The sequence below is a fragment of the Amycolatopsis sp. NPDC059235 genome, from assembly GCF_042754125.1.
In the GTDB taxonomy this organism is placed as follows: domain Bacteria; phylum Actinomycetota; class Actinomycetes; order Mycobacteriales; family Pseudonocardiaceae; genus Amycolatopsis; species Amycolatopsis albidoflava.
Window position 1 is genome coordinate 253,561 of the sequence record NZ_JBHZAG010000002.1, and the last position, 25,049, is coordinate 278,609.

Below are 25,049 nucleotides of genomic sequence, written 5' to 3' on the forward strand. Positions count from 1 at the left end.
CGGCGAGCACCGTGCAGACATGGCGGAACGCAAGGTGACGGCCGCGATCGTCGGCCCGGGCAACATCGGTACGGATTTGCTGGCAAAACTCCAGCGCAGCGAGCACGTGGAAGTGCGCTACATGGTGGGCGTCGACCCGGCGTCGGACGGGCTCGCCCGCGCCGCGAAGCTCGGCCTCGAGACGTCCGCCGAGGGCGTCGACTGGCTGCTGGCGCGCGCGGAACTGCCGCAGCTGGTGTTCGAGTCGACGTCGGCGAAGGCCCACAAAGCGAACGCACCGCGGTACGCCGAGGCCGGCATCCGCGCGATCGACCTGACGCCCGCCGCGATCGGCCCGCTGACGTGCCCGGCGGTGAACCCGCCCGACCAGCTGACCGACCGCAACGTCAACATGATCACCTGCGGCGGCCAGGCGACCATCCCGATCGTGCACGCGGTTTCGCGGGTGACGCCGGTGTCGTACGCGGAGATCGTCGCGTCGGTGTCTTCGCGGTCCGCGGGACCCGGCACGCGCGCGAACATCGACGAGTTCACCGAGACCACTTCGCACGCGATCGAGAAGGTCGGCGGCGCGGAGAAGGGCCGCGCGATCATCATCATCAACCCGATGGACCCGCCGATGATCATGCGCGACACGGTGTTCTGCGCGGTCGACCCGGACGCCGACTTCGACGCGATCAGCGAATCCGTGCACCGCATGGTGAAAGACGTCCAGCAGTACGTGCCGGGCTACACGCTCAAGGCCGACCCGCAGTTCGACCCGCCTCGCCCGGACTGGAGCGGCAAGGCCCGCGTGGGCGTCTTCCTGGAGGTCGCGGGCAACGGCGACTACCTGCCCAAGTACGCGGGCAACCTCGACATCATGACCGCCGCCGCCGCGCGCGTCGGCGATCTCTTCGCCGCTCAGGAGGTGGCCGCGTGAACAACACCGACGTCCGGCTGGTCGACACCACTCTGCGCGACGGCAGCCACGCCATGGCGCACCAGTTCACCGAAAAGCAGGTCCGCGATACCGTCCGCGCGCTCGACGACGCGGGCGTCTCGCTGATCGAGGTGACCCACGGCGACGGCCTCGGCGGCTCCACGTTCAACTACGGTTTTTCCTTGGTGGACGAGCGAAAGCTCATCGCCGCCGCGGTCGACGAGGCGAAGCAGGCGAAGATCGCCGTGCTCCTGCTGCCCGGTCTCGGCACGGTCACCGACCTGCGTGCGGCGGCCGATCTCGGCGCCGGCGCGGTGCGGATCGCGACGCACTGCACCGAGGCCGACGTGTCCATCCAGCACTTCGGCGCGGCCCGCGATCTCGGCCTCGAAACCGTCGGATTCCTGATGCTGTCGCACATGTCGACGCCCGAGGACCTGGCGAAGCAGGCCCGGATCATGGTCGACGCGGGCTGTCAGTGCGTGTACGTCGTGGACTCCGCGGGCGCGCTGATCCTGGACGACGCCTCCGAACGCGTCGCCGCTCTCGTCGCGGAACTCGGCGACGAAGCCCAGGTCGGCTACCACGGACACCAGAACCTGAGCTTCGGCGTCGCCAACTCGGTGCTCGCTTACCGTGCCGGAGCCCGGCAGATCGACGGTTCGCTCGCCGCGCTCGGCGCGGGCGCGGGCAACTCGCCGACTGAGGTTCTGGCGGCGACGTTCGAGCGGCTCGGCATCAAAACCGGGGTGGACAAAGACGTTCTGATGGAGGCCGCGGAGAACGTCGTGAAGAAGTACCTGACCCGGCTGCCGGTGATGGACCGGTCGTCGATCATCCAGGGCTACGCCGGCGTGTACTCCAGCTTCCTGCTGCACGCCGAACGCGCGGCCGAGCGCTACGGCGTCCCGGCACACGAAATCCTGTACAAGGTCGGCGAAGAACGCTACGTCGGCGGCCAGGAGGACATGATCATCGACATCGCGCTGCGGCTGCGCGACGAGCGGGCAGCCGCTCAGTGAGCCCCCGGGTCGAAAGCGTCCGCGCCGAGCACGAGCTTCACGCAGTGCTCGACGAGACGCTCGCGGCTCACCTTCAGCGTGCCGTCGAGGTAGGCGATGAACACGTTGCTGAGCGCGCCGACGAGACCGATCGCCACGAGCTGGCGGCCGGTCTCGTCGCCGCGCGACAGCTGTTCCCCGACGAGCGTGGTGAACGCCGGGAGGAGGTGCAGGCCGCGGCTGGTCAGCGCGGGATCGGTCAGCGGCGCGAGCAGCAGCACGCGGCCCTTGCGCGGATCGTCCAGCACGAGCTCCACGAACGCCGTGACCGCGCGTTCGGCACGGCGGCTCGGATCGGCTTCGCCGGACACCGCGTTGGCGAGTGCCTGCCGGGCTTGGTCTCCGACGTCCTCGTAGACAGCGGCGACCAGGCTTTCCCGGTCGGCGAAGCTTTCGTAGAAGTACCGCTCGGTCAGCTTCGCGGACCGGCACACCGCGCGCACGCTCACCGCCGCGCTGCCGTGCGCGCCGAGCAGGTCGAGCCCGGCGGCCAGCAGCTGCGCGCGGCGCTGGGCCTTGCGGTCGTCCAGCGTCGTGCCCGCCCACGTGCGGCCCGGCATACCCGCTCCCGTCCCGAGTTGACCACAGATGTTGTCACATCCTAACCTGACAACAGCTGTAGTCACTTCGCCGACCCGCCGAGGAGCCGCGATGAGCAGGGAAGCCCCCGAGCCGCTGGGACCGGACTCGCTGACCTGGAAGTACTTCGGCGACTGGCGCGGGCTGCTGATCGCGCTGTGGGCCGGGTCGATGCAGAACATGCACCCGGGGCTCGGCGCGGGCGTCGAGGAGCATTCGCGGTTTTTCGAGGAGCGGTGGCAGCGGCTCTTCCGTTCGCTGTACCCGATCGGCGGCGTGGTCTACGACGGTCCGCTCGCGCACCGCACGGCGCTGGAAGTGCGCGGCTACCACGACCGGATCAAGGGCGTGGACAAGCAGGGCCGGCGCTATCACGCGCTCGACCCCGACACGTACTACTGGGCGCATTCGACGTTCTTCGTCAGCACCATCCTGATCGCCGACAATTTCATGGGCGGCATCGGCGAAGAGGAGAAACGCACGCTGTTCGACGAACACGTGCGCTGGTGGCGGATGTACGACATGACGATGCGGCCGGTACCGGAGTCGTGGGAGGACTTCCAGCGGTACTGGAAGCACATGTGCGCCGAGGTGCTGGAAGACAACAAAGCCACGCGCGACGTCCTCGACCTTCGTGGGATCGCCAAGCCGCCGTTCCTGCCGTGGCTGCCGGATCCACTGTGGACACCGGTCTCGAAGATCATCGCCAAACAGTTCGTGTGGCTGACCGTCGGCCTGTACGACCCGGAAGTGCGCGACCTGCTCGGCTTTCGCTGGACCGCGCGGGATGCCCGGCGGCATCGGCGCGTGGGCAAGCTGATCAACGCGGCGTTCACGCTGCTTCCGCACGATCGCCGCTACCATCCGCGGGCACGGGCGGGCTGGCGGCGCGCCCGCGGCGCACTGGCCCCGGGGACGCCGCCGGTCGAAACCCCGCGCCGCAATCTTCCCCCGCTCGCCGAGCGCGGGAAACCGGAGCACTACTCGCCGGACGTGCCGTGAAGGACTCCTTGAGGGAATCAGATTCCCTCAAGGAGTCCTTCACGGACCTTCGAGATCAGGAGGGCTGATGAAGCTGGGCTTTCACCTCGGGTACTGGGGGAGCGGGCCGATCCCGGGCGCGCAGGAGACCGTGCTCGAAGCCGAACGGCTCGGGTTCGACTCGGTGTGGTCGGCCGAGGCGTACGGGTCGGACGCGTTCACGCCGCTCGCCTGGGTCGGCGCGGCGACCAGCCGGATCAAGCTCGGCACCAACATCGTGCAGATGTCCGCGCGCACCCCGACCGCCACCGCGATGAGCGCGCTGACCATGGACCACCTCTCCGGCGGCCGGTTCGTGCTCGGGCTGGGCGCGTCCGGGCCGCAGGTGGTGGAGGGCTGGTACGGCCAGCCGTATCCGAAGCCGCTGGCGCGCACGCGCGAATACGTCGAGATCGTGCGCAAGGTGCTGGCCCGCGAGGAACCGGTGACCATCGACGGGCAGTTCTTCCAGTTGCCGCTCAAAGGCGGGACGGGACTGGGCAAACCGCTCAAGCCGACCGTACACCCGCTGCGCGCGGACCTGCCGATCTACCTCGCCGCCGAAGGCCCGAAGAACGTCGCGCTGGCCGCGGAAATCTGCGACGGCTGGCTGCCGCTGTTCTTCTCGCCCAAGTCCGACGGCTTCTACCGGGCCGCGCTGGAGGAGGGTTTCGCCCGCCCGGGCGCGCGGCGGAGCGGCCTGGACGGTTTCGAGGTGGCCGCGTCGGTGCCGGTGATCGTGCACGACGACGTCGAGGAGGCGGCGAGCTTCATCAAACCGGCGCTGGCGTTGTACATCGGCGGGATGGGCGCGAAGAGCGTGAACTTCCACCACGACGTCTTCGCCCGGCTCGGGTATGCGGATGTGGCGGACAAGGTGCAGGAGCTTTACCTCTCCGGGCGCAAGGAAGAGGCGGTGAAGGCGATCCCGACTTCGCTGGTCGAGGACACTTCGCTGATCGGGCCCGCGGAGAAGATCCGGGAGGAATTGTCCGCGTGGGAGTCGACGGTGGTGACGACGTTGCTGCTGCGCGGGGACGCGGGGTCGTTGGCCAGGGCGGCGAAAGCGCTGTCCTGACCCCTCGACCCCTCGGGGCGGCCCCGCGTATTTCGTCGGCACCGCGAGCCCCCGGCGTGCGTCAAAGCGGCCATGCGCAAGCTCTCTGCTCTGTTCCTCGCCGGGGTCGTCGCGTTGCTGGCCGCTTGCTGCGCGGCAGGCGTGGAAGCCGTCGACGCTGCGCGGGCGGCGAAGTACAAGGCGGCGGTCGCGACGCTGCCGCACGTGGTCAGTGTCGAGAGCAACTACCGGACGAATGTCGGGATGGGCCGGACCGGCAACGTGGTGATCGATGCCGACACCGATGACGAGGCGGTGCGGAGGACCGTGCTCGCGGCGGCGTTCCCGGCGATCGTCAAGGCCGCCGACGGGGACCCCGAGGTCAGTCTCGGCATCCAGGTCGTCTCGGCGTCGAGCGGCGCCGCGGTCACGCCGGAGGACCTCGGCTACTCCGGGACCGGAACGCTCGACAGCTACCGGGCCTTCCTCGCCGGACACCCTGAGCTGCACCCGTGAAAGGCCTGTCCGGAAAGCAAGGCGGTAATCGGCCCGGTACGGCCGGTGCATCACGACGGTGGCACGATTCCTCCCGACCACTACCGGGGACCGGCGAAGATCCATTAGGCATGCGTTCGTCGTTCCGCCTTCGAGGAGGACCTTTGGCGTCGCTGTCCCGCCGCACGAGATTCCGCTACTCGCTCGGCTCCTTCGTCACCGGCGGGTTCGGCACGGTGCCGGGGCTGCTCCTGCTGCCGTACCTCACCGACACGATGGCCGTGCCCGCGGCGGCGGCCGGGGTGATCGTGTTCGTGCCCAAGGCGTGGGACGTGGTCTTCAACCCGGTCGCCGGACGGCTGTCGGACGCCGACCTCGCGCGCACCGGCAGCAGGCGGCGGTTCCTGCTGCGCGGCGGGATCGGCGTCGCGATCCTGTTCGCCGCGCTGTTCGCGCATCCCGGCTTCGGCACGCCGGTGTGGGACGCGGCGTACGTCGTGGCGATGTTCTTCCTGTGCGCCACCGCGTACGCGTTCTTCCAGGTGCCGTTCAACGCGCTTCCGGCCGAGCTGACCGATTCCGCCGAGGAACGCACGAAACTCACCAGCGTCCGGATCGGCGTGCTGGCGGTCGCGGTGCTGGTGTCCGGCGGCGGCGCCCCGGCGATCACCGACCTGCTGCCCGGCGTGGCGGGCTACCGGGTGATGGGCCTGGTGATGGCGGTGATCATCCTGGCCGCCACGCTCGGCGTCTACTTCGGCCTGAAGGGCGCGCCGGTCGGCTCGCTGCGGCCCAACACGGTGCGGCTCAAGGAATTGGCGCGCACCATCGCGCAGTGGCGTTCGTTCCGGTGGCTGCTGGGCGTCTACTTCATCCAGGCGCTAGGCATCGGCACCGTGCTGGCCGCGATCCCGTACTTCGCGCAGCACGTGCTCGGCGACCCGAGCTACCGCACCTACCTGTTCGTCGGCTTCGTCGGGCCCGCGCTCGTCACCATGCCGGTGTGGCCGCGCCTCGGCGCGCGCTGGGGCAAGCTCGCCGGATTCCGGATCGCCACCACGTCGTTCTTCGTCGGCCTGGTGGCGATGTACTTCGCCGACAAGCTCCCGTTCGCCGCGACGCTGGTGTTCGTCGCGCTGGCCGGCGTCGGCTACGCGGGCATTTCGGTGTTCCCGCTGGCGATCCTGCCGGACCTGATCAGCGCCGAGGAGGAGAGGACCGGCGAGACCCGGGCGGGCGTCACGGCCGGCGTGTGGACCGCGTCCGAGACGCTCGGGCTCGCGCTCGGGCCGGGACTGTTCGGCATCGTGCTGCAGGCCGGGAGCTACGTGTCGAGCACCGGCGCGACCGCCGTCCCGCAGCCGCCGTCGGCGATCACCGCGATCGTGATCGGCGCGTCGGTGCTGCCCGCGGTGCTGATCGCGCTCGGCATCCCGCTGCTGCGCCGTTCGGTGCTGGAGAAACAGCCGTGAACGACGTCCTCGCGCGGCTGTGCGAACTCCGCTCCGGCGACCTGCCGACGCACGGCGGCCGCACGCTGGCCTACGTCTACGACAGCGGACTGTCCGAAGTGGACGAAATCGCCGCCGCCGCGCACGCGCTGGCCAGTTCCGCCAACGGACTCGACCCGACCGCGTTCCCCAGCCTGCTGCGGATGGAGAACGACCTGGTCGCCCGCGCGGCCGGGCTGCTCGGCGGCACGCCGGACACGGTCGGCTCGGTGACGTCCGGCGGCACCGAATCGTGCCTGCTGGCGGTCCTCGCCGCCCGCGACTCCCGGCCGGACATCGAGGCGCCCTCGATCGTCCTGCCGGAAACCGCGCACGCCGCGTTCCACAAGGCCGCGCACCTGTTCGGCGTGCGTAAGGTCGTGGTGTCGGTCGATCCGGAGACGTTCCGCGCGGACCCGGCGGCGATGACGGCGGCGATCGACGACTCCACCGTGCTCGTCGTGGCGAGCGCGCCTTCGTACGCACACGGCGTCGTCGACCCGATCACGGACATCGCGGCGGCGGCTTCGGCGCACGGGGTCCGCATGCACGTCGACGCGTGCATCGGCGGCTGGGTGCTGCCGTACTTCGCGAAGCTCGGCGCGGACCTGCCGCCGTTCGACTTCCGCGTCCCGGGCGTCACCAGCATTTCGGTGGACCTGCACAAATACGCCTACTGCGCCAAGGGCGTCTCGGTGCTGCTGCACGCTTCCGCGGAACTCCGCCGGCCGCATTTCTTCGCGAGCGCTGCCTGGCCCGGCTACACGATGCTCAACCCGACGCTGCAGAGCACCCGCTCCGGCGGCCCGCTCGCCGCCGCGTGGGCCGTCGTGCACCACCTCGGCGAGGACGGCTACCTGAAGCTGGCCTCGCGCACCCGGGAAGCGGTGGACCGGATTCGCGCCGGCGTGGCATCGATTCCGGGCTTGCGCGTGCTGGGCGACCCGGTGTCGACGCTGGTCGCGTTCGCCGGGTCGGACGGCTTCGACCTGTTCACCGTCGCCGACGAGATGAAGGCTCGTGGCTGGTATGTCCAGCCGCAGTTCGCGCACGGGACTTCTCCGCTGAATCTGCACCTCACCGTCACCGCGGCCAATCACGGCAGCGAGCCGGAATTCCTGGCTGATCTGGCCGCTTCGGTCGAGGCGGCGCGCACGGAAGGCCCGGTGCGGGTCGATCCGGACGTGGCCGCGTTCGTGGCCGCGCTGGACCCGGCGACGCTGACGTCCGAACAGTTCGGCGGACTCCTCGCCGCGGCGGGCCTGACCGGCGCCGGCGGGCTGCCGGAACGGATGGCCCCGGTCAACGCGTTGCTGGCGGTCGCGCCGGAACCGTTGCGGGAGCGGCTGCTGGTGGAGTTTCTGGGCGCGCTGTACACGCCGTCGCGGGACTAGCGCAACCGACCGGCGGGTCGCCCGTCTAGTGATCATGGGGAGTTCCGAGAAAACTCGAAGACCGGGTTTGGTGCTGGCCGCAGTCGTGTTCCTGCTCGGCTGGCTGTTGGCCGCCGCCGTGAGCTACTTCGTCGTGCCGATCAGCGGCGTGATCCCGGTGCCGGTCATCGTGCTGACTGCGGGAGCGTGGCTGACCGCGGCGACGGCGACGGGCATCAGCGCGTGGCTGGTGTGGCGGGGGCTGCGCTGGCCGGGCCTCGCCGGATACGCGGTGCTCGCCGCGGCGTGCGCGGTGCTGATGGCCAGCACCAACTGGGTGCACTTCTACGCCGCTACCTGGTACTCGATGCACCGAGCGGACTATGCCGACGTGCTGCGCTCCCTGAGCGAGCTCAAGAAGGGCGAAAAGCCGCCGCCGGCGATTTCGCGGATCAACAACGACCCGGACCGGCCGGTGTGGTTCGTCCGCGCCTGGGCAGGGATTCCCGACTGCGCCGCCGGGTTCGCCCACTTCAGCGGTTCCCCGGAGAAGTACCTTCCCGGCCGTCCCGTCGACCAGTACGACTACCTCGACGGCCTGGGCTGTGCCGTCCGCCCGACGGTCGAACTGGGCGACGGCTGGTGGTGGGTCGAGTAGCCGTTTCGCAATCGGACTGGCTGCGAAACGGCCCAGACCTCAGAGTGCCCGGCCGAGGAGCGGCAGCAGCCGTTCCCAATGCCGTCGCAAGCCGGCGGGGTTGAAGGAATCCGTGTCGGCCATGGTGAATCCGTGGATCGTGCCGGGGTAGATCTCGGATGTGTAGCTCACCCCTGCCGCATCAAGGGCTTGGTTGAGTTCGCCGAGAGTTTCCGACGTCAGGTCGGAAGCGGCGTGTCCGAAGTGCGCCTGCGCGGTGAGCTGAGCGAAATTCTCGGGCCCGGCCGCACCCACCGGCGCGTGGAATCCGGCGACCGCCGCCACTCGATCCGGATGGGCTGCGGCGGTGCGGACTGCGTGGAGCCCGCCGATGCAATAGCCGGTGACCCCGATCGGTCCGGCGCTGACTTCCGGCTGCGCGGTCAGGAATTCGAGGTATGCGCTGGCGTCGCGCAGCACCAGTTCGGGGGTGTGCGCTTCGATCAACGGCATCACCTGAGCGAAGACCGCGGGTCGCTCGTTTTCGCCGATGAACTCCGGAAGTTCGAGGACCGGCGCGGGGCCGTGCCGGTAGAAGTAGTTGGGCACGAGCACGTAGTACCCGTGCGAAGCCAGTTCGAGGGCCAGGTCGCGCAGTACGGGCCGGAGGCCGAAACCGTCGGCGTACATGAGCACGCCTGGGCGCCGCTCGCCGTCGTCGGGGAACGCGGCGAAGGCGTCGGCTTGGCCGTCAGGGGTGGGGATCCGCAGAGTTTTGCCGGGCATGAAGGTCTCCTGTCGTCGTTGAGGTGCATGTGGTCACGACGAAGGAGGCGGGGCCCGCGCGGCGCTCAGAAGAGCGCCGGGTAGCCGATCCGTGAGTGGCGCGAAGCCGTCCCGGTAGTCATCGCTGATCAACGTATCCCATCGGGCCGCACTGGTCGAGCCGCGGCTTGACGTCAAGTCCGCTTGATGTCGAACACTGGTGGTGATCGACACGAACGCTGGAGGCAGGCATGAGCAAGGCGATGGGGTTCCGCGAGCTGGGCGGGCCGGAAGTGCTGCGGCTGGAGGAGGTGCCGGAGCCACAGGCCGGACCGGGGGAGGTGCGGATCCGGATGAAGGCCGCGGGGCTGCAGGCGTTCGACGTCGCGGTGCTTGCGGGGCTCATCCCGGTGCCGGAACCGGGCGCGTTCACCGTGCCGGGCAACGAGTTCGCCGGGGTGATCGACGAAATCGGGGAAGGCGTCGAAGGGTTCGCGGCGGGCGACGAGGTGCTCGGCTTCGGCCGGTTGGGCGCGTATCAGGAACTTGTCGTCGCCGGGCAGGACCAGGTTGTGCCCAAGCCGCCGGAGATGCCGTGGGAGGTCGCGGGCGCGTTCACCGCGGCGGCGCAGACCGCGGACATCGCGGTCGAGGTGATCGACGTCGGCCCCGGCGACACGGTGCTCGTGCACGGTGCGGCGGGTTCCGTGGGGGCGATGGCGGTGCAGCTGTCGCAGCTGCGCGGTGCGAAGGCGCTCGGCGTGGCGCGTCCCCAGTGGCACGAGCAGGTACGGGCGCTCGGCGCGATTCCCCTTGTCTACAGCGAGGATTTCGTCGAACGGGTGGCTCCGCACGGCGTCACGGCGGCCATCGACGGGGTCGGCGGTGCCGCACTGGAGTACACGCTGGAGCTGATCAAAGACCGGTCCCGGATTCTTACTCTGGTCGAGCATGACCGCGCCGGCGAGCTGGGCATCCGGCTCACGGTGAACGACCGCTCGGCGGCTCGCCTCGCCCGGCTGGCGGGGCTGTACGCGAAAGGCGAGCTGACGCACCGCATCATGGCGACCTTCCCGCTCGCCGAAGCCGCCGAGGCGATGCGGACCTATCAGGCAGGCAACATCCACGGCAAGATCGCGCTCACGATGGACTGACCTAGTCCTGGTGGAAGTACCGCTTCCCCCGCGACGCCGACGCCAGCGCGGCGACCAGAGCCATCGCCGCGGCCGCGACGAACACCGTGACCAGTCCGTCGTGGAACGGCCCGGAAATGAGGGTCGGGAAGAACTCTTTGCCGGTCAGCGCGGCGGAATCGGCGGGGGAGAGCCGGCCGAGCACCCCGGGCCCGACCAGGTGCGCCACCGGGTTGCTGCCCAGGAACGCGGCGAAGAGGGTGCTCACCGGCGGCAGCTGGGCGATGTTCGCGGCGACGTCCGCCGGGACGCCGTGCGCCTGCAGCCCGCCGGTGAGCGTCGACGGCAGCGAGCCGGCCAGACCGGCGATCATCAGCGAGAAGAACACGCCGATGGACAGCGACGTCCCGGAATTCTGGAACGTCGAGCGCATCCCGGACGCGACGCCGCGCTGGTGGTCCGGCACGCTGCTCATGATCGCGGAGGTGTTGGGCGCGGAGAACATGCCCTGCCCGATTCCGCTCAGCACGAGCAGCGCCGCGAACGCCGGGTAGCTGAAATCCACCGGCAGGGCGAGCAGCCCGAGGAAAGACCCGGCGACCAGCAACAGGCCGCCGGTCGAGAAGAGCCGCGCGCCGAAGCGGTCGGAGAGGAAGCCGGAGACCGGACCGGCGATCAGGAACCCGGCGGTGAGCGGCAGCAGGTAGATCCCGGCCCATAGCGGGGTTTGCTCGTAGTCGTAGCCGTGCAAGGGAAGCCAGATTCCCTGCAGCCAGATGATCAGCATGAATTGCATTCCGCCGCGCGCGATCGCGGTGAGCAGCGCGGCGAGGTTCCCTGCGGTGAAGGCGCGGATGCGGAACAGCGACAGCTGGAACATCGGCGACGGCACCCTGGTCTCGATCACGCAGAACGCCGCGAGCAGCGCGATCCCGGCACCGAGCCCGCCGAGCACCCACGGGTTGCCCCAGCCGGTTGCCGCGCCGCCGTAGGGCTGGATGCCGTAGGTGATCGAGGCGAGGACGATCGCGGTGCCGAGCGCGAAGGTGACGTTGCCGCCCCAGTCAATCCTCGATCGTTGCGGACGGCTGATCTCGCGGAGGCTGCGGAGCGACCAGACGGTGCCGAAAATGCCGAACGGCACGCTCACCCAGAACACCGCGCGCCAGTCGAGTTCGGCCAGCAGCCCGCCCGCGACGAGGCCGAGGAACTGGCCGGCCAGCGCGGTGATCTGGTTGACGCCCAACGCCATTCCCCGCTGTTCGCGCGGGAACGCGTCGGTGAGGATCGCCGCGGAGTTCGCGGTGAGCATCGCGCCGCCGACGGCCTGCACCACCCGCCAGCCGATCAGCCACAGCGCGCCGCCGCCAGCGTGGAACGGGTCGAACGACAGCGCCACCGAGGCGACGCTGAAGATCACGAACCCGACGTTGTACATCCGGACCCGGCCGAACATGTCGCCGAGCCGCCCGAGCGTCACCACCAAGACCGCGGACACCAGCAGGTAGCCGAGGATCATCCACAGCAGATAGCCGATGTTGGCCGGGGCCAGCGGGTCCAGGCCGATGCCGCGGAAGATCGCGGGCAGCGAGATGATCACGATCGAGCCGTCGAGCGCCGACATCAGCACGCCGAGCGTGGTGTTGGAGAGCGCTACCCACTTGTACCGCCCGCTGTGCCGCGTCTGGGTTGCGCTCGTCCGGTCCGCCACGATCGACAGCCTAGACTGATAAACCTAGCCTGTTCAACTGGTGCGAAACGGGTATCCCGGACGAACCATCCTGGTAGCGACAGGCTCCTGGTTGCGTTCGTCCGCTTCGCCGAGGATCGGGGGCGGACGAAGGAGAACTCGGTGAAAGCTGCTGTGCTCAGGGAATTCGGGAGCTCGTTGTCGGTCGAGGAGGTCGCGGATCCGGTGCCCGGCACCGGGGAAGTGGTGGTGGACGTCGTCGCGGCTCCCGTGCTGCATTACACCGCCGAAGTGGTCAGCGGTGCGCGGCGGTATCTGCTCGACCTGCCCGCGATTCTGGGGACCGGCGCGGTCGGCCGCGTGCGCTCGGTCGGTCCGGACGCGACGAAACTCCGGCCCGGCGACTGGGTTCGCTGCGACCCGACCGTCCGCTCCCGCGACGACGCGGTGACGCCCGACGTCGTCCTGCAGGGCCTGACGGCACGCGGCGACGGTGGGTTGGCATTGCAGCGCCATTTCCGGCACGGCGGGTTCGCCGAGCAGATCATGGTGCCGACGGAGAATGCGGCCCCGCTGGGCTCCCTTGACGAGGCCGACGCCGGTCAGTGGGCGGCGCTCGGGATTTGCCTGGTGCCCTACGGCGGTCTCCTCGACGGCGGACTGCAGCCAGGGGAGACGGTGCTGATCAGCGGCGCGACCGGCACGTACGGCGGCGCGGCGGTCGCCGTGGCGATCGCGATGGGCGCGGGCCGGGTGATCGCGCCGGGCCGGAACCGAGCGGCGCTCGCCGATCTGGCACGACGCTTCGGCCACCGGGTCCGGACTGTTAGGTTGTCCGGCAACGAAGACGAGGACCGCGCGGCAATGCACTCAGCCGCGGCGGGACCGGTGGACCTCGTGCTGGACCTGCTGCCACCGTCCGCTCCGGTCACTGCGGCGCGCGCAGCGGCGATGACGGTGCGGGAGTTCGGCCGCGTGGTGCTGATGGGCGGGATCGGGGACGACGTGGCGTTGCCGTATCCGTGGCTGATGCTGAACAGCGTGACAGTGAGCGGGCGATGGATGTACCCGCGCGACGCGGTGCCGAAACTGATCGCGCTGGCGCGGTGCGGGCTGCTGGATTTGACGCAGTTCGAGGTGGACGAGTTCGCGTTGTCCGCGGTAGGGGAGGCGGTGACGCACGCGGCTGAGACGGGCGGGCGGTTCCGGCTCACGGTGTTGCGGCCGTGAGCCGGAACTGTCCTCAGTGGACGTGGACCGGTTCCCACGCGGGAAACGGGTCCGCGGCCGCGGCGGCGTCGGACAGACAGGTTTCGAGCGCGTCGAGCAGCGCGGCGTGCTGAAGTCCGACGCCGATGAACACCAGTTCCTGCCGTGGTTCGTCGGCGACTCCTTGCGGTTCGAATCGTGCGACGCTGCCCGCTTGTGACCACAACCCGAGTGTGCCCGGCCGGGTGCTGAGGCTGAAGAACCCCTTCGACCGCAGCACCGTGCCGAACTCGCCGGAGTCAAGCCGCGAGGTGACGAACTCCCACAACCGCACCGGATCGAATGCCCGCGCGGAGCGGAACACGGCGCTGGAGATGCCGTACTCCTCGGTCTCCGGCACGTGGTCGCCGTTCAGTTCGGCCACCCAGCCCGGCGCTTGCTGCGCGCGTTCGGCGTCGTACCGGCCGGTGCCGAAGACCCGCGTCAGCGGCACCCGGCCGAACTCCGCGGACACGACGTCGGCAGCCGGGTTGAGGCGGCGCAGGGACGCGAGCAGGCGGTCCTTTTCGGACGGTGTGACCAGGTCGACCTTGTTCAGCAGCAGCACATCCGCGAACTCGACCTGGTCCATCAGCAGGTCGCTGACCGTCCGCTCGTCGCCGTCGTACTGGTCCAGCCCGCGCTCGACCAGGCTGTCGCCGCGGGCCAGTTCGCGGGCGAAGTTCGCCGCGTCCACCACGGTGACCATCGTGTCCAGCCGCGCCGACGACAGCACCGGAGTGCCGTCGTCGGCGGGGAAGGAGAACGTCGCGGCCACCGGCATCGGCTCGGAGATCCCGCTGGACTCGATGAGCAGATGGTCGAACCGCCCGTCACCGCACAGCCGCGCGACCTCCTCGAGCAGATCCTCGCGCAGGGTGCAGCAAATGCACCCGTTGGTCATCTCGACCAGCCGCTCGTCGGTCCGCGACACGCTGTCCCGCACGAGCGCGGCGTCGATGTTGACCTCGCTCATGTCGTTCACGATCACCGCGACGCGCAGGCCCTCGCGGTTGGCCAGGATCTGGTTGAGCAGCGTGGTTTTCCCGGCGCCGAGGAATCCGGAAAGGACAGTGACCGGGACGCTCACCGCTCAAACCGCTGGAAGTGCTTGATCAGCTTGCGCGGCACCAGCTTCCGCTCGCCGTCCACGACGATCGGCACCAGGTCCGGCGCCGCCGCCTTCCACTGCGAGCGCCGGGACCGGGTGTTGCTGCGCGACATTTTCCGCTTCGGCACGGCCATCAGCGCGCACCCCCGCTCCGGCGCTGCCCGTAGCGGCGGTGGAACTTCTCGACTTGGCCGGCCGAATCGAGGATCCGCTGGGTGCCGGTCCAGAACGGATGCGACCACGCGCTGATGTCCACCACCACGAGCGGGTAGGTGTTCCCGTCGGACCAGTCGATCGTGCGGTCCGAGATGGCGGTGGAGCGGGTCAGGAACGCGTCGCCGGTCGACGAGTCCTTGAAGACCACCGGATGGTAGTCGGGGTGGATGCCGGGTTTCACAGGGTTTCGTCCTTCTGGTTGGCGGCGTTCGCGTGCCGGTCGGGTTCTTCGGTTTCTTCGCAGGGGTCTTCGTGCCAGTCCCCGAACGGGTCGGGGTACGCGCGCCAGGCCGCTTCGCCCTCGGCCAGTTCGGCGTCGGTGAGCAGAGCTGCCTGCAACGCGCTCTCGATCTCCGCCGGAGCGGCCTGATCGGTGACGATCACCAGTTCCTGTGCGCGGTCGCCGTGCACCGGGTCCCAGCGCAGCGAGGCGAGCGTGCGGCGTTCGGGGGAGACGTCGGCCCAGTCCGGTCCGTCCGGCGAGGCGAGCCACGGCCCGGCGTGCCCGATGCCGAGCCCGCCGCCCGCCGATTCGATCCAGAACGCGACGTCCGGCTGGCTCGCGACCCAGGCCCGGCCTCGGGTGCGGACCACGCCGTCGAGCAGCAGGTCGATCGCCTCGTGCAGCCGTTCCGGATGGAACGGGCGCTGCGCGGTGAACCGCAGCAACTCGATGCCGCAGTCCGGGTGCAGCGGCGGGGCGCCGCGCAGCAACGCGCCGTGCAGGTCGGTGACCTCGCCGCGGCGCGCGTCGGCGGGGATCGCGGCGAACAGCCCGGCGGCGTCGCTGCGGGCCAGCTCGACGCGGGGCACGGACGGCGCGACCCGGTCCAGCACCGCTGAGGATTTGGCCGCGCACCAGGCGTCCGGCGCGGCTCCGGCGAGCACGAGCACGTCCGCCGATTCCACTTGGGACAGTGCGACCTGCGCGACTGTCCGCTCGTCTTCCGGGCTGCCCTGCAGGCCGCGTTCGGCGAGCAGGTCGTCGCCGGTGACGTCGGCGAGCCAGGTCGCGCAGTCGAGCACGGTGAAGACCGCTTCGAGTTCGACGTCGTCGCTCACCGGGCGGTCGCCGACCAGGACGTTGCGGATCGCCCAGCTCACCGGTTCCGGCTCCATCGCCTCGTCGAGCCGCACGACGATGCGGTCGACCTGAGGCATCCGGGCCAGCCGGCGCAGCAGCGGAAGCAGGTCCTCGCGCAGGGTGCAGTTGACGCAGCCGTGCGCGAGTTCGAGCGGCGTCAGCTCGTCGCGGCCGCGCAGGCGGATCCGGCGGCGGACGACACCGGAACCGATGTCGCGCAGGTCGTGGTGGACGACGGCGGTGCCGGGGCTGGCGCGGAGCAGGAGCGCGGCGAGGTCGCCGGTGCGGGCGATCCCGCTGCAGAGCACGAGCGGGACACGCGGACGTGGGGGCACTGGATCTCCAGACGACGGGGCGGGGTACGGTGACGAGCGTAGTTGAACATGAATGTCACTATCAACTTAGGAGGGTCCGTGTCAGCCGTGTGCCAGGTCACCGGCCGCAAGCCGGGCTACGGCAAGCAGGTCTCGCATTCGCACCGCCGCACCTCGCGGCGCTGGGAGCCGAACCTGCAGACGCGCCGCTACTACGTGCCGAGCCTCGGCCGCGCGGTGCGGCTCAAGGTGTCGGCGAAGGGCATGAAGACGATCGACAAACGCGGCATCGACGCCGTCGTCGCCGACCTCGTGGCGAAGGGAGTGAAGCTCTAAATGGCGAAAAGCACTGACATCCGGCCGATCATCAAGCTGCGGTCGACCGCGGGGACCGGCTACACGTACGTGACGAAGAAGAACCGCCGCAACAATCCGGACCGGATGGTACTGCGCAAATACGACCCGGTGGCGCGCAAGCACGTCGAATTCAAGGAAGAGCGCTGATGGCGAAGAAGTCGAAAATCGCGAAGAACGAGCAGCGGAAGGTGATCGCCGCGCGGTATGTCGAACGCCGGCGCGCGCTCAAGGCGGTGATCGCGTCGCCGTCGGCATCTTCGGAGGAGAAGGCCGACGCAGTCGTTGCGCTGCAACGCATGCCGCGCGATGCCAGCCGCACGCGCATCCGCAACCGCGACGCCGCCGACGGCCGTCCGCGCGGATACCTGCGGAAGTTCGGCCTGTCCCGGGTGCGCATGCGGCAAATGGCGCACAACGGGGAGCTGCCCGGCGTCTCGAAGTCGAGCTGGTGAGCGCCATGCCTAAACCGGACCGGACGCCGCGCCGCCGCCCGAACCCCATCCACGCGGCCGGAATCACCAGGGTGGACTGGAAGGACGTCGACCTGCTGCGGAAATTCATCTCCGACCGCGGCAAGATCCGGGCCCGCCGGGTCACCGGATTGACGCCGCAGCAACAGAAACAGGTGGCGACCGCGATCAAGAACGCGCGGGAGATGGCGCTGCTGCCGTACCCGGCGGCGGCGCGGAGCTGAAAAACCGGATGCGGGCAGCGGGCACGGCACGCGACCATAGCGGTACGAAACGGGCGTCGCACCAGGATGTCCCGGCACCGGAGGGGTCCACGCCTTGCACGCCCAGCTCACTGTCACGCCTGCCCAGCTGCCCGACATCCTGCTCACGACCGCCGTCGTCCGGCCGGTCTTCCTCTGGGGCGCGCCCGGAATCGGGAAGTCTTCGCTGGTCCGGGAATTCGCGGCGGCGCTCGGCCTGGAGTGCGTCTCGCTGCTCGGCACCCAGCTCGCGCCGGAGGACCTCATCGGCGTTCCGCAGATCGCCGACGGCCGCAGCCGGTTCTGCCCGCCCGAGCAGATCGCCCGAGACGAGCCGTACTGCCTGTTCCTGGACGAACTGAACGCCGCGTCGCCGGACGTGCAGAAGGCGTTCTATTCGCTGATCCTCGACCGCCGGATCGGCTCGTACGAGCTGCCGCCCGGTTCGGTGGTGATCGGCGCCGGCAACCGCGCCACCGACCAGGCGCTCGCCCGGCCGATGGCCTCGGCGCTGGTGAACCGCCTGGTCCACCTGCACCTGCGCGCGTCGGCGGGCGACTGGCTCGCCTGGGCGGCGGGCAACGGCATCCACCCGGCGGTGGTCGAGTACCTGGCCCAGCGCCCGGACCACCTGTGGAGCCAGCCGCCGAAGACCGAGGAGCCGTTCTCCACGCCGCGGTCCTGGCACATGCTGTCCGACCTGCTGCACTCGGCGGGCGATCCGCTCGACGACGAGACCGTCGGGCTGCTCGCGTACGCCACGCTCACCCCGCAGCACGCCGGCGCGTTCCGGTCGTACCTGAAGGTCGCCCGGCACGCGTTCGACCTGGAAGCGATCCTCAAGGGCGACGCGCGCTGGCCCGCCGAGCCGGACGAACGCGACCTGCTCTACTTCCTCGCCGAGACGTTCCGCGTCCGGCTGGCCCGCGACCTGCCCGCGGACAAACGGCACGCGTCGGCGGCGGTGCGGCAGTTCGCTTTCCGCGCGAAGAGCCTGCTGGTCGAACTGGCGGAGATCTCGCTGGAGATGGCGCAGCTAGTGATCGCGGACGACGAGGCGGGCAACCCGCGCCTGCCGTCCTGGTTCCTGGTCGAGGCGGCGCGTGACCTGCCGCGTCTTGTGGCGGCTCGCGCATGAGTGGGGCACGTACCGACGCGCGCCTTCGCGAACGCCGGAACAAGGCCATCGACGCCGGCTGGGCGCTGGTCCGCGCGAACACCGTCCTGAAGCGGCTCGCGGAGGGCGCGGGCCTGGACCGCACCAGCCTGACCGGCTCCGAGGCCTGGGCAGTCGTCGCCGACAACGGCCTGATCACCGCGAACCGCGCCCGTGACGCCGAACCCGCCGAGTGGGCGTGGGTATTCGCGCATCTGCTGCTGCATCTCGGTCTCGGCCATCTGGACGAGGAACAGCTCGCCGAAGCGGACGCGATCACCGCCGACCGGGGCGTGGAGGCGAGTTACGGCGCGGCGTGTTGCGTTGCGGTGCACCGGTTCGCGGAGGCGGTGCGGGTCGGCGCTCCACTGATGCTGCTGCCCGAACTCCCGGGCACCGACGAGCTTTCCCTTGCCCGCGCGTGGCGCGAAACCGGTGTGCCGGAGGTCTTCCGTGCGCTGGGCACCGGCGGCGACCGGCCGTGCCTGGCGCTCGCCGATCCGCCGAGCCGGTGGGACGTGCAGTACTACGGCAAATCCGAGCCGTGGACCGAGCGGTTCGCGCGCGGCCTGATCGCGTCGGCCGCCGAGGCGATGGAGCAGGCCGCCGACGCGCGCGGCCAGACCCGGCACCATCGGAGCCCGGGGGAGTGGGACCGCGCGCTGGGCTGGTTCGCGTCGTCGTTCCCGCTGCTCGGTGCGGTGGCCGCCGGTTTCACCCTGGTCGTCGATCCCGAAGTGGTCCGCGCCTGGGACATCTCGGTCGCGGCGGTCGACGCCGAGCACGGCGAGATCTACGTCAACCCGAACGCCTCGCTGACCGCCGAGGAATGGCGGTTCGTGCTCGCCCACGAGATGCTGCACGCCGCGCTCCGGCACGACCGACGCGCGCTCGGCCGCGACCCGTATCTGTGGAACGTCGCGTGCGACTACGTGATCAACGGCTGGCTGGTCGCCCTCGGCGTCGGCGAGCTGCCCAGCGACGGCCTGCACGATCCGCAGCTCGCCGCGCTGTCCGCGGAATCGGTGTACGACACGCTGACCACCGATCTTCGCCGCGCCCGCAAACTGCGCACGCTGGGCGGTCGCGAGGCAGGCGACGTCCTGGGCGACTGGCTGTCCGAGCCGGACGCCGCCGCCCGCCGCTCCTCGCGCCGGGCGGAACCGAAGCCGCTGCCGTGGCGCGAGGGCGACCGGGTCGGCGGCGTCGATCTGGACGAGTTCTATCGCCGCGCGCTCAGCCAGGGGCTGGTCTACCACCACGCGCAGGGCCGCGGTCTGCTGCCGCTCGGGCTGGAACAGGAGATCCGCGCGCTGGACCATCCGCCGCTGCCCTGGGACGCGCAGCTCGCCCGGTGGTTCGACGAGCACGTCCAGGCGGAGCAGCCGGTGCGGAGCTACGTGCGGGCGTCGCGCCGGCAATCGGCGACGCCGGACATCCCGCGCCCGGGCCGGGTCTTTCCGGAGCAGCTCGAACGCCGCGCGACCTTCGGCGTCGTGCTGGACACGTCCGGCTCGATGAACGCGGAACTGCTCGGGAAAGCGCTCGGCGCGATCGCGTCGTACGCGCTGGCCCGCGACGTCCCGGCCGCCCGGGTGGTGTTCTGCGACGCGGCGGCCTACGACGCCGGATACCTCGCGGTGGAAGACATCGCGGGCCGGGTGAAGGTCCGCGGCCGCGGGGGCACGCGGCTGCAGCCCGGCGTCGACCTGCTGCGCCGCGCCCCGGATTTCCCGGCGGACGGCCCGGTCCTGATCATCACCGACGCGCAGTGCGACCACGTCCGCCCGCTTCGCGAGCACGCGTACCTGGTCCCGCGCGGCGCCCGGCTGCCGTTCGTGCCGCGCGGTCCGGTCTTCCGGGTGGAATGAAAAGCCTTGCGCGCTAACGGCTGAAGCCACTGCGTGAGGTGGCCGCTTGCGTGCGCGAGTGCGGCGGGTCGAGGATGGATCCAGGCCTTCGCAGGCAGTTCTCCGGTTCGGTGCACGTCCCTGTGTCCCATGACGATCTCCTCGGCGATTTCGAGGCAAGGGAGTGGAAATGCCGCTCAACGGGAAAAACGTACCCTTGATGAATTCTGTGTCCCGCCGCCGTTTTCTGCGCACGGCGGCCGGGGCGGGCTTGCTGGCAGTGAGCGCCGAAATGGTGGGCACGGTGGTTGCGCAGGCCGCCCCGCGAAGAATCGGCGCCGGACGATTCGGTCCGAACGAGGATTGGACGTCCGGTGCGTATTACGGTTCGCTGGGCACGTTTTTCGCCGACGTGACCGGCGACGGCCGGGCGGACGCGATTGTCGTCAACTTCGACACGCTCACGGTCCGGCGTTCGACGGGTTCGTCGTTCAGCCCCAACGAGGATTGGACCGGCGGACCTTATTATGGTTCTCGCGGCACGTTCTTCGCGGATGTGACGGGTGACGGCCGGGCGGATGCGATCGTGGTCAACGATGACACAGTCACGGTCCGCCGCTCGAACGGTTCGGCATTTACGCCGAATGAAGATTGGACCGGCGGTGCTTATTACGGTTCTCGCGGCACGTTCTTCGCCGACGTAACTGGCGATGGCCGAGCAGACGCGATCGTAGTGAACGACGACAGGGTCACGGTGCGCCGCTCGAATGGCTCTTCGTTCGGCCCGAACGAAGATTGGACCGGCGGCCCCTATTACGGCTCGCGGGGCACGTTCTTCGCGGACGTCACCGGCGATGGCCGGGCGGACGCGATCGTGGTGAATGACGACACCGTGACAGTCCGCCGTTCGAATGGCTCTTCGTTCGGCCCCAACGAAGACTGGACCTTCGGCGCATACTACGGCTCGCGAGGCACGTTCTTCGCCGACGTCACCGGTGACGGCCGGGCGGACGCGATCGTGGTGAATGACGACACAGTCACGGTGCGGCGCTCGACGGGTTCGTCGTTCAGTCCCAACGAGGATTGGACCGGCGGCCCCTATTACGGCTCGCGGGGCACGTTCTTCGCCGATGTGACCGGCGACGGTCGGGCGGACGCGATCGTGGTGAACGACGACACGGTGACCGTTCGGCGTTCGGTGTAACCGTCTTCTCGGTCCAAAGAAACCGGCCGTTCCCAGCGGCGCGATAATGCACCCGCGCCGCTGGGAACCACCAGCCGCTACCCGAGTTTCCAAGCCACCGCGTGCATCTTGTAGCCAGTGGTGTCCGCATTCCCGACCACATACCCGCTGTCGGTGATCCACTCGCCCTTGCTGTAGCTGCCGCCCGGCAGGAGCCCGAACCGCACGATGTTCCCGTTGTCGTACCAAACAGTCGCGCGGTTCTGCGAAGCCCCCACCGCGTTCCCGTTCGAGTCGACCCCGGCGACGTCCCCGTCGATGAGATACACGTTTCCGTCCGGATCCCACAGCACCGAATCCCGGTCCGGCGGGTAGAGATAGCCGCTGCCGGTCACGTACCCGGTGGGGCTGACCTGATTGAGCCAGACCGGATGCGGGCTCGGCCATTGCAGGCGCCGCACGACCCCGTCGCGGTCCCAGGCCACCGGTGCGGAGTTGCCGTGCTCGACGTCGGTCAGGTGCCCGGCGATCGTCCCGTTCCGGTTCATGACGTTGTTCGCGCTGGACCACGCCGTCGGCGCGAGGTCCGTGATCGGACCGCCGTTCACCCACCGCACGGAGTGCGCCTTCGTCGGATTGGAGTCCTGGCCCGAGACGATGGTGCCGTCGGCAGAGATGCCGGTGGCGATGGCCCACGTGTCGCCGGGCAGCGTGCCGAGGTCGGTGACCTGGCCGTCCGGGTCCCAGCGGAACGGGTGCTGCAGGCCGTCCGGCGTCTGCCATTCCCCGACGACCACACCGGTGTCGCTGATCTTCTCGCCCATCGCGTTGTGGTAGCCGGGCGGAAGCGACATCAAGGTCGCCTGGCCCGCGGCGTCCCAGCGCGCGGGGATGGCGATGGTCGGCGTCAGCACGTACCCGGCGGCGACGCCCTGGCTGTTGATGGCGCGCGCCTGCCCCTGGGCGGCACCGGGCGTCGGCAACGCGGTCGGGTGCCCGGCGGTGTCCCAGCGGACCGGGTGGTCGACGCGCGGGTCGCGGCCCGCCGACGAGGTGCCGACCGCCGTCCCCGCCTCGTTGACCGCCAGCGCCAAGCTCTGGTCGTCCCCGGGCAGCGGAGCGAGATCCGTCGGCGCGAGGGGGTCGGCCTGCGCGGTCCCGGTCGTCGCGCCCGCGAACACGAGCAGGGCGGCGGCGAGCGAGCACGCGCGTCTTCGTCTGGTCGCACCATTCCTGGTCATCATGACTCCCCATCTGATCCGGCGGTGTTCGATCCGGCAGTGTTTGATCTGGCACTGTGCGACAAGCAGTCGTTTCCCGACGCGGCAGTGGTACGACCCGCGCGCGGAATTACTCCCGTGGCGCCGGATTTGCCTGCGGACAGCCGACGTACTTTTGCCGTCGTGTTAACCCTGGCGGCCTAGCGGCGTGGCATGACCCACGCCCGGCGTGCGAGACCGCCCCCCGCCCATATGCTTCCGCGCATGGACGACCCGCACTACCTTTCCGGCCTGAACCTGACCGGCCGCCGCGTCGTGGTCTTCGGCGGCGGTTCTGTTGCCCAGCGCCGGCTGCCCCGGCTGATCAGCGCGGGCGCCCGCGTCGAACTGGTGTCGCCGCACACGACGCCGTCGGTGCAGGGGATGGCGGACGCGGGGGAGCTGGTCTGGCACCGGCGCCGCTACACCGAGGGCGACCTGCGGGACGCCTGGTACGCGCTGGCTTGCACGAACAGCCCGGAGACCAACGCCGAGATCTGCGCCGAGGCGGAGCGGGAACGCGTCTTCTGCGTCCGCGCCGACGAGGGCGAGTCCGGTTCGGCGGTGACCCCGGCGACCGGACGGCACGGCGGCCTCCTGTTCGGCGTCCTGTCCGGCGGCGAGCCGCTCCGTTCGGCCGCGGTCCGCGATTCGATGCTGGACGGCCTGCACGCGGGCACGATCGAGGACGGCCGTCAGCCGCATCCGGAAGGCACGCTGCCCGGCGTCGCGCTGGTCGGCGGCGGGCCCGGCGACCCGGACCTGATCACCGTGCGCGCCCGGCGGCTGCTGTCGCGCGCCGACGTCGTGGTGGTCGACCGGCTCGGCCCGCGCGATCTGCTGGACGAGCTCGCGCCGGAGGTCGAGGTCGTCGACGCGGCGAAGATCCCGTACGGCCGCGCGGCGAGCCAGGACGTGATCAACCGGACGCTCATCGAGAAAGCCAAGGAAGGCAAGTTCGTCGTCCGGCTCAAGGGCGGCGACCCGTACCTGTTCGGGCGCGGGTTCGAAGAGGTCCAAGCGTGCGCCGAAGCGGGCGTTCCGGTGACCATGGTTCCGGGCATCACCTCGGCGTTCGCGGTGCCCGCGGTGGCGGACGTCCCGGTGACGCACCGCGGCGTCGCGCACGAGGTGGTCGTCGTGTCCGGGCACGTCGCGCCGGGCGACGAGCGGTCGCTGGTGGACTGGTCGCTGCTCGCCCGGATGCGCGGCACGATCGTGCTGATGATGGGCGTCGAACGGCTGCCGAAGTTCGCCGCCGCCCTGCTTGAAGGCGGCCGTCCGGGCGACACGCCGGTCGCGGTGATCGAGGACGGGACGATGCGGACCCAGCGCGTGCTGCGCTCGACGCTGGCCACGGTGGCCGACGAAGCGGCGGCCGCGGGCGTGCGCCCGCCCGCCGTGATTGTGTTCGGCCCGGTCGCCGGACTTGACCGGAATGAGGCCGGATAACGCCAGACAGCGCGTCATTCGCGCGCGAAGATGTCCGGTATGAGCCTGCCTGCCTTGCCCGAGGAGTCCTTCCAGCGCGTGCTCTGCGTCGTCGCGCACCCCGACGACATGGAGTACGGCACGTCCGCGGCCGTCGCCCGCTGGACCGCGCGCGGCATCGAGGTCGGGTACCTCCTGCTCACCCGCGGCGAGGCAGGCATGCCGAACCCGCCCGAGGAGACGGCCCGGCTGCGCGTCGCCGAGCAGCGCAACGCCTGCGCGGCCGTCGGCGTCGAGCGGATGACCGTCCTCGAACATCCGGACGGCGTGCTCGTCTACGGTCTCGACCTGCGCCGCGACATCTGCCGCGAGATTCGCCGGTTCAAGCCCGACGTCGTGCTCGGCTGCGGGTTTGACGTCGAGACGCCCTACGGCTTCGACCAGGCCGACCACCGCGCCGCCGGGCTCGCAACGCTCGACGCGATCCGCGACGCGGGCAACCGGTGGGTCTTCCCGGAGCAGATCGACGACGAGGACCTGGCACCGCATTCAGCGCGCTGGTACCTCGTCCCCGGGCTCGCCGGCTCCGGCGCGACCCACGGCGTCGACGTCACGGGCGAGCCGCTGCGGCGCGGCATCGCCTCGCTTGAAGCCCATGCCGCGTACCTGGCCGCGCTGCCGGATCACCCCGCGCCGCGCGACTTCATCCCGCAGTTCGCGGCGATGAGCGGCAAGGACATGGGCGTCGAGCACGCGGTCCTGTTCCGCGCCCACGACCTGCAGGCGCCGCCCGCGTTCCCCGACGCCGACCAGGAGTGACCCGCGAAGGTCCGTGAAGGGCTCCTTGAGGGAATCAGATTCCCTCAAGGTGGCCGTGAAGGAACATGGAGAACGGGGGGGGGTGAG

Annotated in this window: 27 protein-coding genes; 19 read left to right on the forward strand and 8 right to left on the reverse strand. The window is 70.2% G+C overall.

The annotated features are described in order from the left end of the window. The first annotated feature begins 19 nt into the window (after positions 1–19). Positions 20–922, forward strand: coding sequence for an acetaldehyde dehydrogenase (acetylating) (locus ACFXI3_RS02310; protein WP_378397541.1), 903 nt, complete (start codon positions 20–22; stop codon positions 920–922). After that, positions 919–1,944 carry a 4-hydroxy-2-oxovalerate aldolase gene (gene dmpG, locus ACFXI3_RS02315; RefSeq protein WP_344275966.1) on the forward strand — a complete coding sequence of 342 codons (1,026 nt, stop codon included), beginning with the start codon at positions 919–921 and terminating at the stop codon, positions 1,942–1,944. Before ACFXI3_RS02310 ends, dmpG begins: the two co-directional genes overlap by 4 nt. Here dmpG and ACFXI3_RS02320 read toward each other — a convergent pair. After that, a complete protein-coding gene (locus ACFXI3_RS02320) occupies positions 1,938–2,543 on the reverse strand; it encodes a TetR/AcrR family transcriptional regulator (protein WP_378397543.1) in 606 nt (201 codons plus the stop codon). The genes dmpG and ACFXI3_RS02320 overlap by 7 nt on opposite strands. 91 nt (positions 2,544–2,634) lie before the next feature. On the opposite strand from ACFXI3_RS02320, the gene ACFXI3_RS02325 reads away from it, so the two are divergent. The 6 genes from ACFXI3_RS02325 to ACFXI3_RS02350 all read left to right on the forward strand — a co-directional run bounded on the left by ACFXI3_RS02325 (position 2,635) and on the right by ACFXI3_RS02350 (position 8,655). After that, a complete protein-coding gene (locus tag ACFXI3_RS02325; protein WP_378397544.1) occupies positions 2,635–3,564 on the forward strand; it encodes an oxygenase MpaB family protein in 930 nt (309 codons plus the stop codon). 67 nt (positions 3,565–3,631) lie between these two features. Continuing rightward, a complete protein-coding gene (locus ACFXI3_RS02330) occupies positions 3,632–4,660 on the forward strand; it encodes an LLM class F420-dependent oxidoreductase (RefSeq protein ID WP_378397545.1) in 1,029 nt (342 codons plus the stop codon). Between the two features lie 72 nt (positions 4,661–4,732). Continuing rightward, a complete protein-coding gene (locus tag ACFXI3_RS02335) occupies positions 4,733–5,155 on the forward strand; it encodes a hypothetical protein (protein ID WP_378397547.1) in 423 nt (140 codons plus the stop codon). 143 nt (positions 5,156–5,298) lie between these two features. Next, on the forward strand, positions 5,299–6,606 hold the full coding sequence (locus ACFXI3_RS02340) for an MFS transporter (RefSeq protein ID WP_378397548.1): 1,308 nt from the start codon (positions 5,299–5,301) through the stop codon (positions 6,604–6,606). Next, a complete protein-coding gene (locus ACFXI3_RS02345) occupies positions 6,603–8,018 on the forward strand; it encodes a pyridoxal phosphate-dependent decarboxylase family protein (RefSeq protein WP_378397549.1) in 1,416 nt (471 codons plus the stop codon). Before ACFXI3_RS02340 ends, ACFXI3_RS02345 begins: the two co-directional genes overlap by 4 nt. A gap of 70 nt (positions 8,019–8,088) precedes the next feature. Then, positions 8,089–8,655 carry a hypothetical protein gene (locus tag ACFXI3_RS02350; protein ID WP_378397551.1) on the forward strand — a complete coding sequence of 189 codons (567 nt, stop codon included), beginning with the start codon at positions 8,089–8,091 and terminating at the stop codon, positions 8,653–8,655. Between the two features lie 39 nt (positions 8,656–8,694). Here ACFXI3_RS02350 and ACFXI3_RS02355 read toward each other — a convergent pair whose 3' ends face one another. Next, complete coding sequence (locus ACFXI3_RS02355) at positions 8,695–9,420, reverse strand: dienelactone hydrolase family protein (RefSeq protein ID WP_378397552.1); 726 nt, start codon at positions 9,418–9,420, stop codon at positions 8,695–8,697. 230 nt (positions 9,421–9,650) lie between these two features. On the opposite strand from ACFXI3_RS02355, the gene ACFXI3_RS02360 reads away from it, so the two are divergent. Next, positions 9,651–10,553, forward strand: coding sequence for an NADP-dependent oxidoreductase (locus ACFXI3_RS02360; protein WP_378397553.1), 903 nt, complete (start codon positions 9,651–9,653; stop codon positions 10,551–10,553). A 1-nt stretch (position 10,554) separates the two neighbouring features. Here the strand turns inward: ACFXI3_RS02360 and ACFXI3_RS02365 are convergent, their stop codons facing one another. Further along, the gene (locus ACFXI3_RS02365) at positions 10,555–12,243 is read right to left on the reverse strand and encodes an MFS transporter (RefSeq protein WP_378397555.1); all 1,689 of its coding nucleotides are present in this window, start codon (positions 12,241–12,243) and stop codon (positions 10,555–10,557) included. Between the two features lie 141 nt (positions 12,244–12,384). Here ACFXI3_RS02365 and ACFXI3_RS02370 point away from each other — a divergent pair, with 141 nt between their 5' ends. Then, on the forward strand, positions 12,385–13,452 hold the full coding sequence (locus tag ACFXI3_RS02370) for a zinc-binding dehydrogenase (protein ID WP_378397556.1): 1,068 nt from the start codon (positions 12,385–12,387) through the stop codon (positions 13,450–13,452). A gap of 13 nt (positions 13,453–13,465) precedes the next feature. Here ACFXI3_RS02370 and ACFXI3_RS02375 read toward each other — a convergent pair whose 3' ends face one another. The 4 genes from ACFXI3_RS02375 to mrf are packed head-to-tail and all read right to left on the reverse strand — an operon-like array spanning position 13,466 to position 16,216. Next, on the reverse strand, positions 13,466–14,560 hold the full coding sequence (locus ACFXI3_RS02375) for a GTP-binding protein (RefSeq protein WP_378397557.1): 1,095 nt from the start codon (positions 14,558–14,560) through the stop codon (positions 13,466–13,468). Further along, positions 14,557–14,715, reverse strand: coding sequence for a 50S ribosomal protein L32 (gene rpmF, locus ACFXI3_RS02380; RefSeq protein WP_378397558.1), 159 nt, complete (start codon positions 14,713–14,715; stop codon positions 14,557–14,559). The genes ACFXI3_RS02375 and rpmF overlap by 4 nt, the downstream gene beginning before the upstream one ends. Then, on the reverse strand, positions 14,715–14,978 hold the full coding sequence (locus tag ACFXI3_RS02385) for a type B 50S ribosomal protein L31 (RefSeq protein WP_378397559.1): 264 nt from the start codon (positions 14,976–14,978) through the stop codon (positions 14,715–14,717). The genes rpmF and ACFXI3_RS02385 overlap by 1 nt, the downstream gene beginning before the upstream one ends. Further along, complete coding sequence (gene mrf, locus ACFXI3_RS02390; RefSeq protein ID WP_378397560.1) at positions 14,975–16,216, reverse strand: ribosome hibernation factor-recruiting GTPase MRF; 1,242 nt, start codon at positions 16,214–16,216, stop codon at positions 14,975–14,977. The genes ACFXI3_RS02385 and mrf overlap by 4 nt, the downstream gene beginning before the upstream one ends. A gap of 78 nt (positions 16,217–16,294) precedes the next feature. Here mrf and rpmB point away from each other — a divergent pair, with 78 nt between their 5' ends. The 7 genes from rpmB to ACFXI3_RS02425 all read left to right on the forward strand — a co-directional run bounded on the left by rpmB (position 16,295) and on the right by ACFXI3_RS02425 (position 21,474). Further along, positions 16,295–16,531 carry a 50S ribosomal protein L28 gene (rpmB, locus tag ACFXI3_RS02395; protein ID WP_344275921.1) on the forward strand — a complete coding sequence of 79 codons (237 nt, stop codon included), beginning with the start codon at positions 16,295–16,297 and terminating at the stop codon, positions 16,529–16,531. After that, positions 16,532–16,699: a 50S ribosomal protein L33 gene (gene rpmG / locus ACFXI3_RS02400; protein WP_116205050.1), complete on the forward strand. Its 168-nt coding sequence runs from the start codon at positions 16,532–16,534 to the stop codon at positions 16,697–16,699. It begins immediately after the preceding gene. Next, a complete protein-coding gene (gene rpsN / locus ACFXI3_RS02405) occupies positions 16,699–17,004 on the forward strand; it encodes a 30S ribosomal protein S14 (protein WP_378397561.1) in 306 nt (101 codons plus the stop codon). The genes rpmG and rpsN overlap by 1 nt, the downstream gene beginning before the upstream one ends. After that, positions 17,001–17,246, forward strand: coding sequence for a 30S ribosomal protein S18 (gene rpsR / locus ACFXI3_RS02410; RefSeq protein ID WP_378397562.1), 246 nt, complete (start codon positions 17,001–17,003; stop codon positions 17,244–17,246). Before rpsN ends, rpsR begins: the two co-directional genes overlap by 4 nt. A gap of 94 nt (positions 17,247–17,340) precedes the next feature. Then, positions 17,341–18,402 carry an AAA family ATPase gene (locus ACFXI3_RS02415; RefSeq protein WP_378397563.1) on the forward strand — a complete coding sequence of 354 codons (1,062 nt, stop codon included), beginning with the start codon at positions 17,341–17,343 and terminating at the stop codon, positions 18,400–18,402. Beyond that, a complete protein-coding gene (locus tag ACFXI3_RS02420) occupies positions 18,399–20,291 on the forward strand; it encodes a hypothetical protein (protein WP_378397565.1) in 1,893 nt (630 codons plus the stop codon). Before ACFXI3_RS02415 ends, ACFXI3_RS02420 begins: the two co-directional genes overlap by 4 nt. Before the next feature lie 169 nt (positions 20,292–20,460). Beyond that, positions 20,461–21,474 (forward strand): FG-GAP-like repeat-containing protein, encoded by a 1,014-nt coding sequence (locus ACFXI3_RS02425; RefSeq protein ID WP_378397567.1) that lies wholly within the window; start codon positions 20,461–20,463, stop codon positions 21,472–21,474. Between the two features lie 77 nt (positions 21,475–21,551). Here ACFXI3_RS02425 and ACFXI3_RS02430 read toward each other — a convergent pair whose 3' ends face one another. Continuing rightward, the gene (locus tag ACFXI3_RS02430) at positions 21,552–22,694 is read right to left on the reverse strand and encodes an HAF repeat-containing protein (RefSeq protein ID WP_378397569.1); all 1,143 of its coding nucleotides are present in this window, start codon (positions 22,692–22,694) and stop codon (positions 21,552–21,554) included. Between the two features lie 243 nt (positions 22,695–22,937). Here ACFXI3_RS02430 and cobA point away from each other — a divergent pair, with 243 nt between their 5' ends. Further along, positions 22,938–24,164, forward strand: coding sequence for a uroporphyrinogen-III C-methyltransferase (cobA, locus tag ACFXI3_RS02435; protein ID WP_378397570.1), 1,227 nt, complete (start codon positions 22,938–22,940; stop codon positions 24,162–24,164). Between the two features lie 30 nt (positions 24,165–24,194). After that, positions 24,195–24,962, forward strand: a complete 768-nt coding sequence (locus tag ACFXI3_RS02440; RefSeq protein WP_378397572.1) for a PIG-L deacetylase family protein — start codon at positions 24,195–24,197, stop codon at positions 24,960–24,962. Positions 24,963–25,049: the final 87 nt, after the last annotated feature.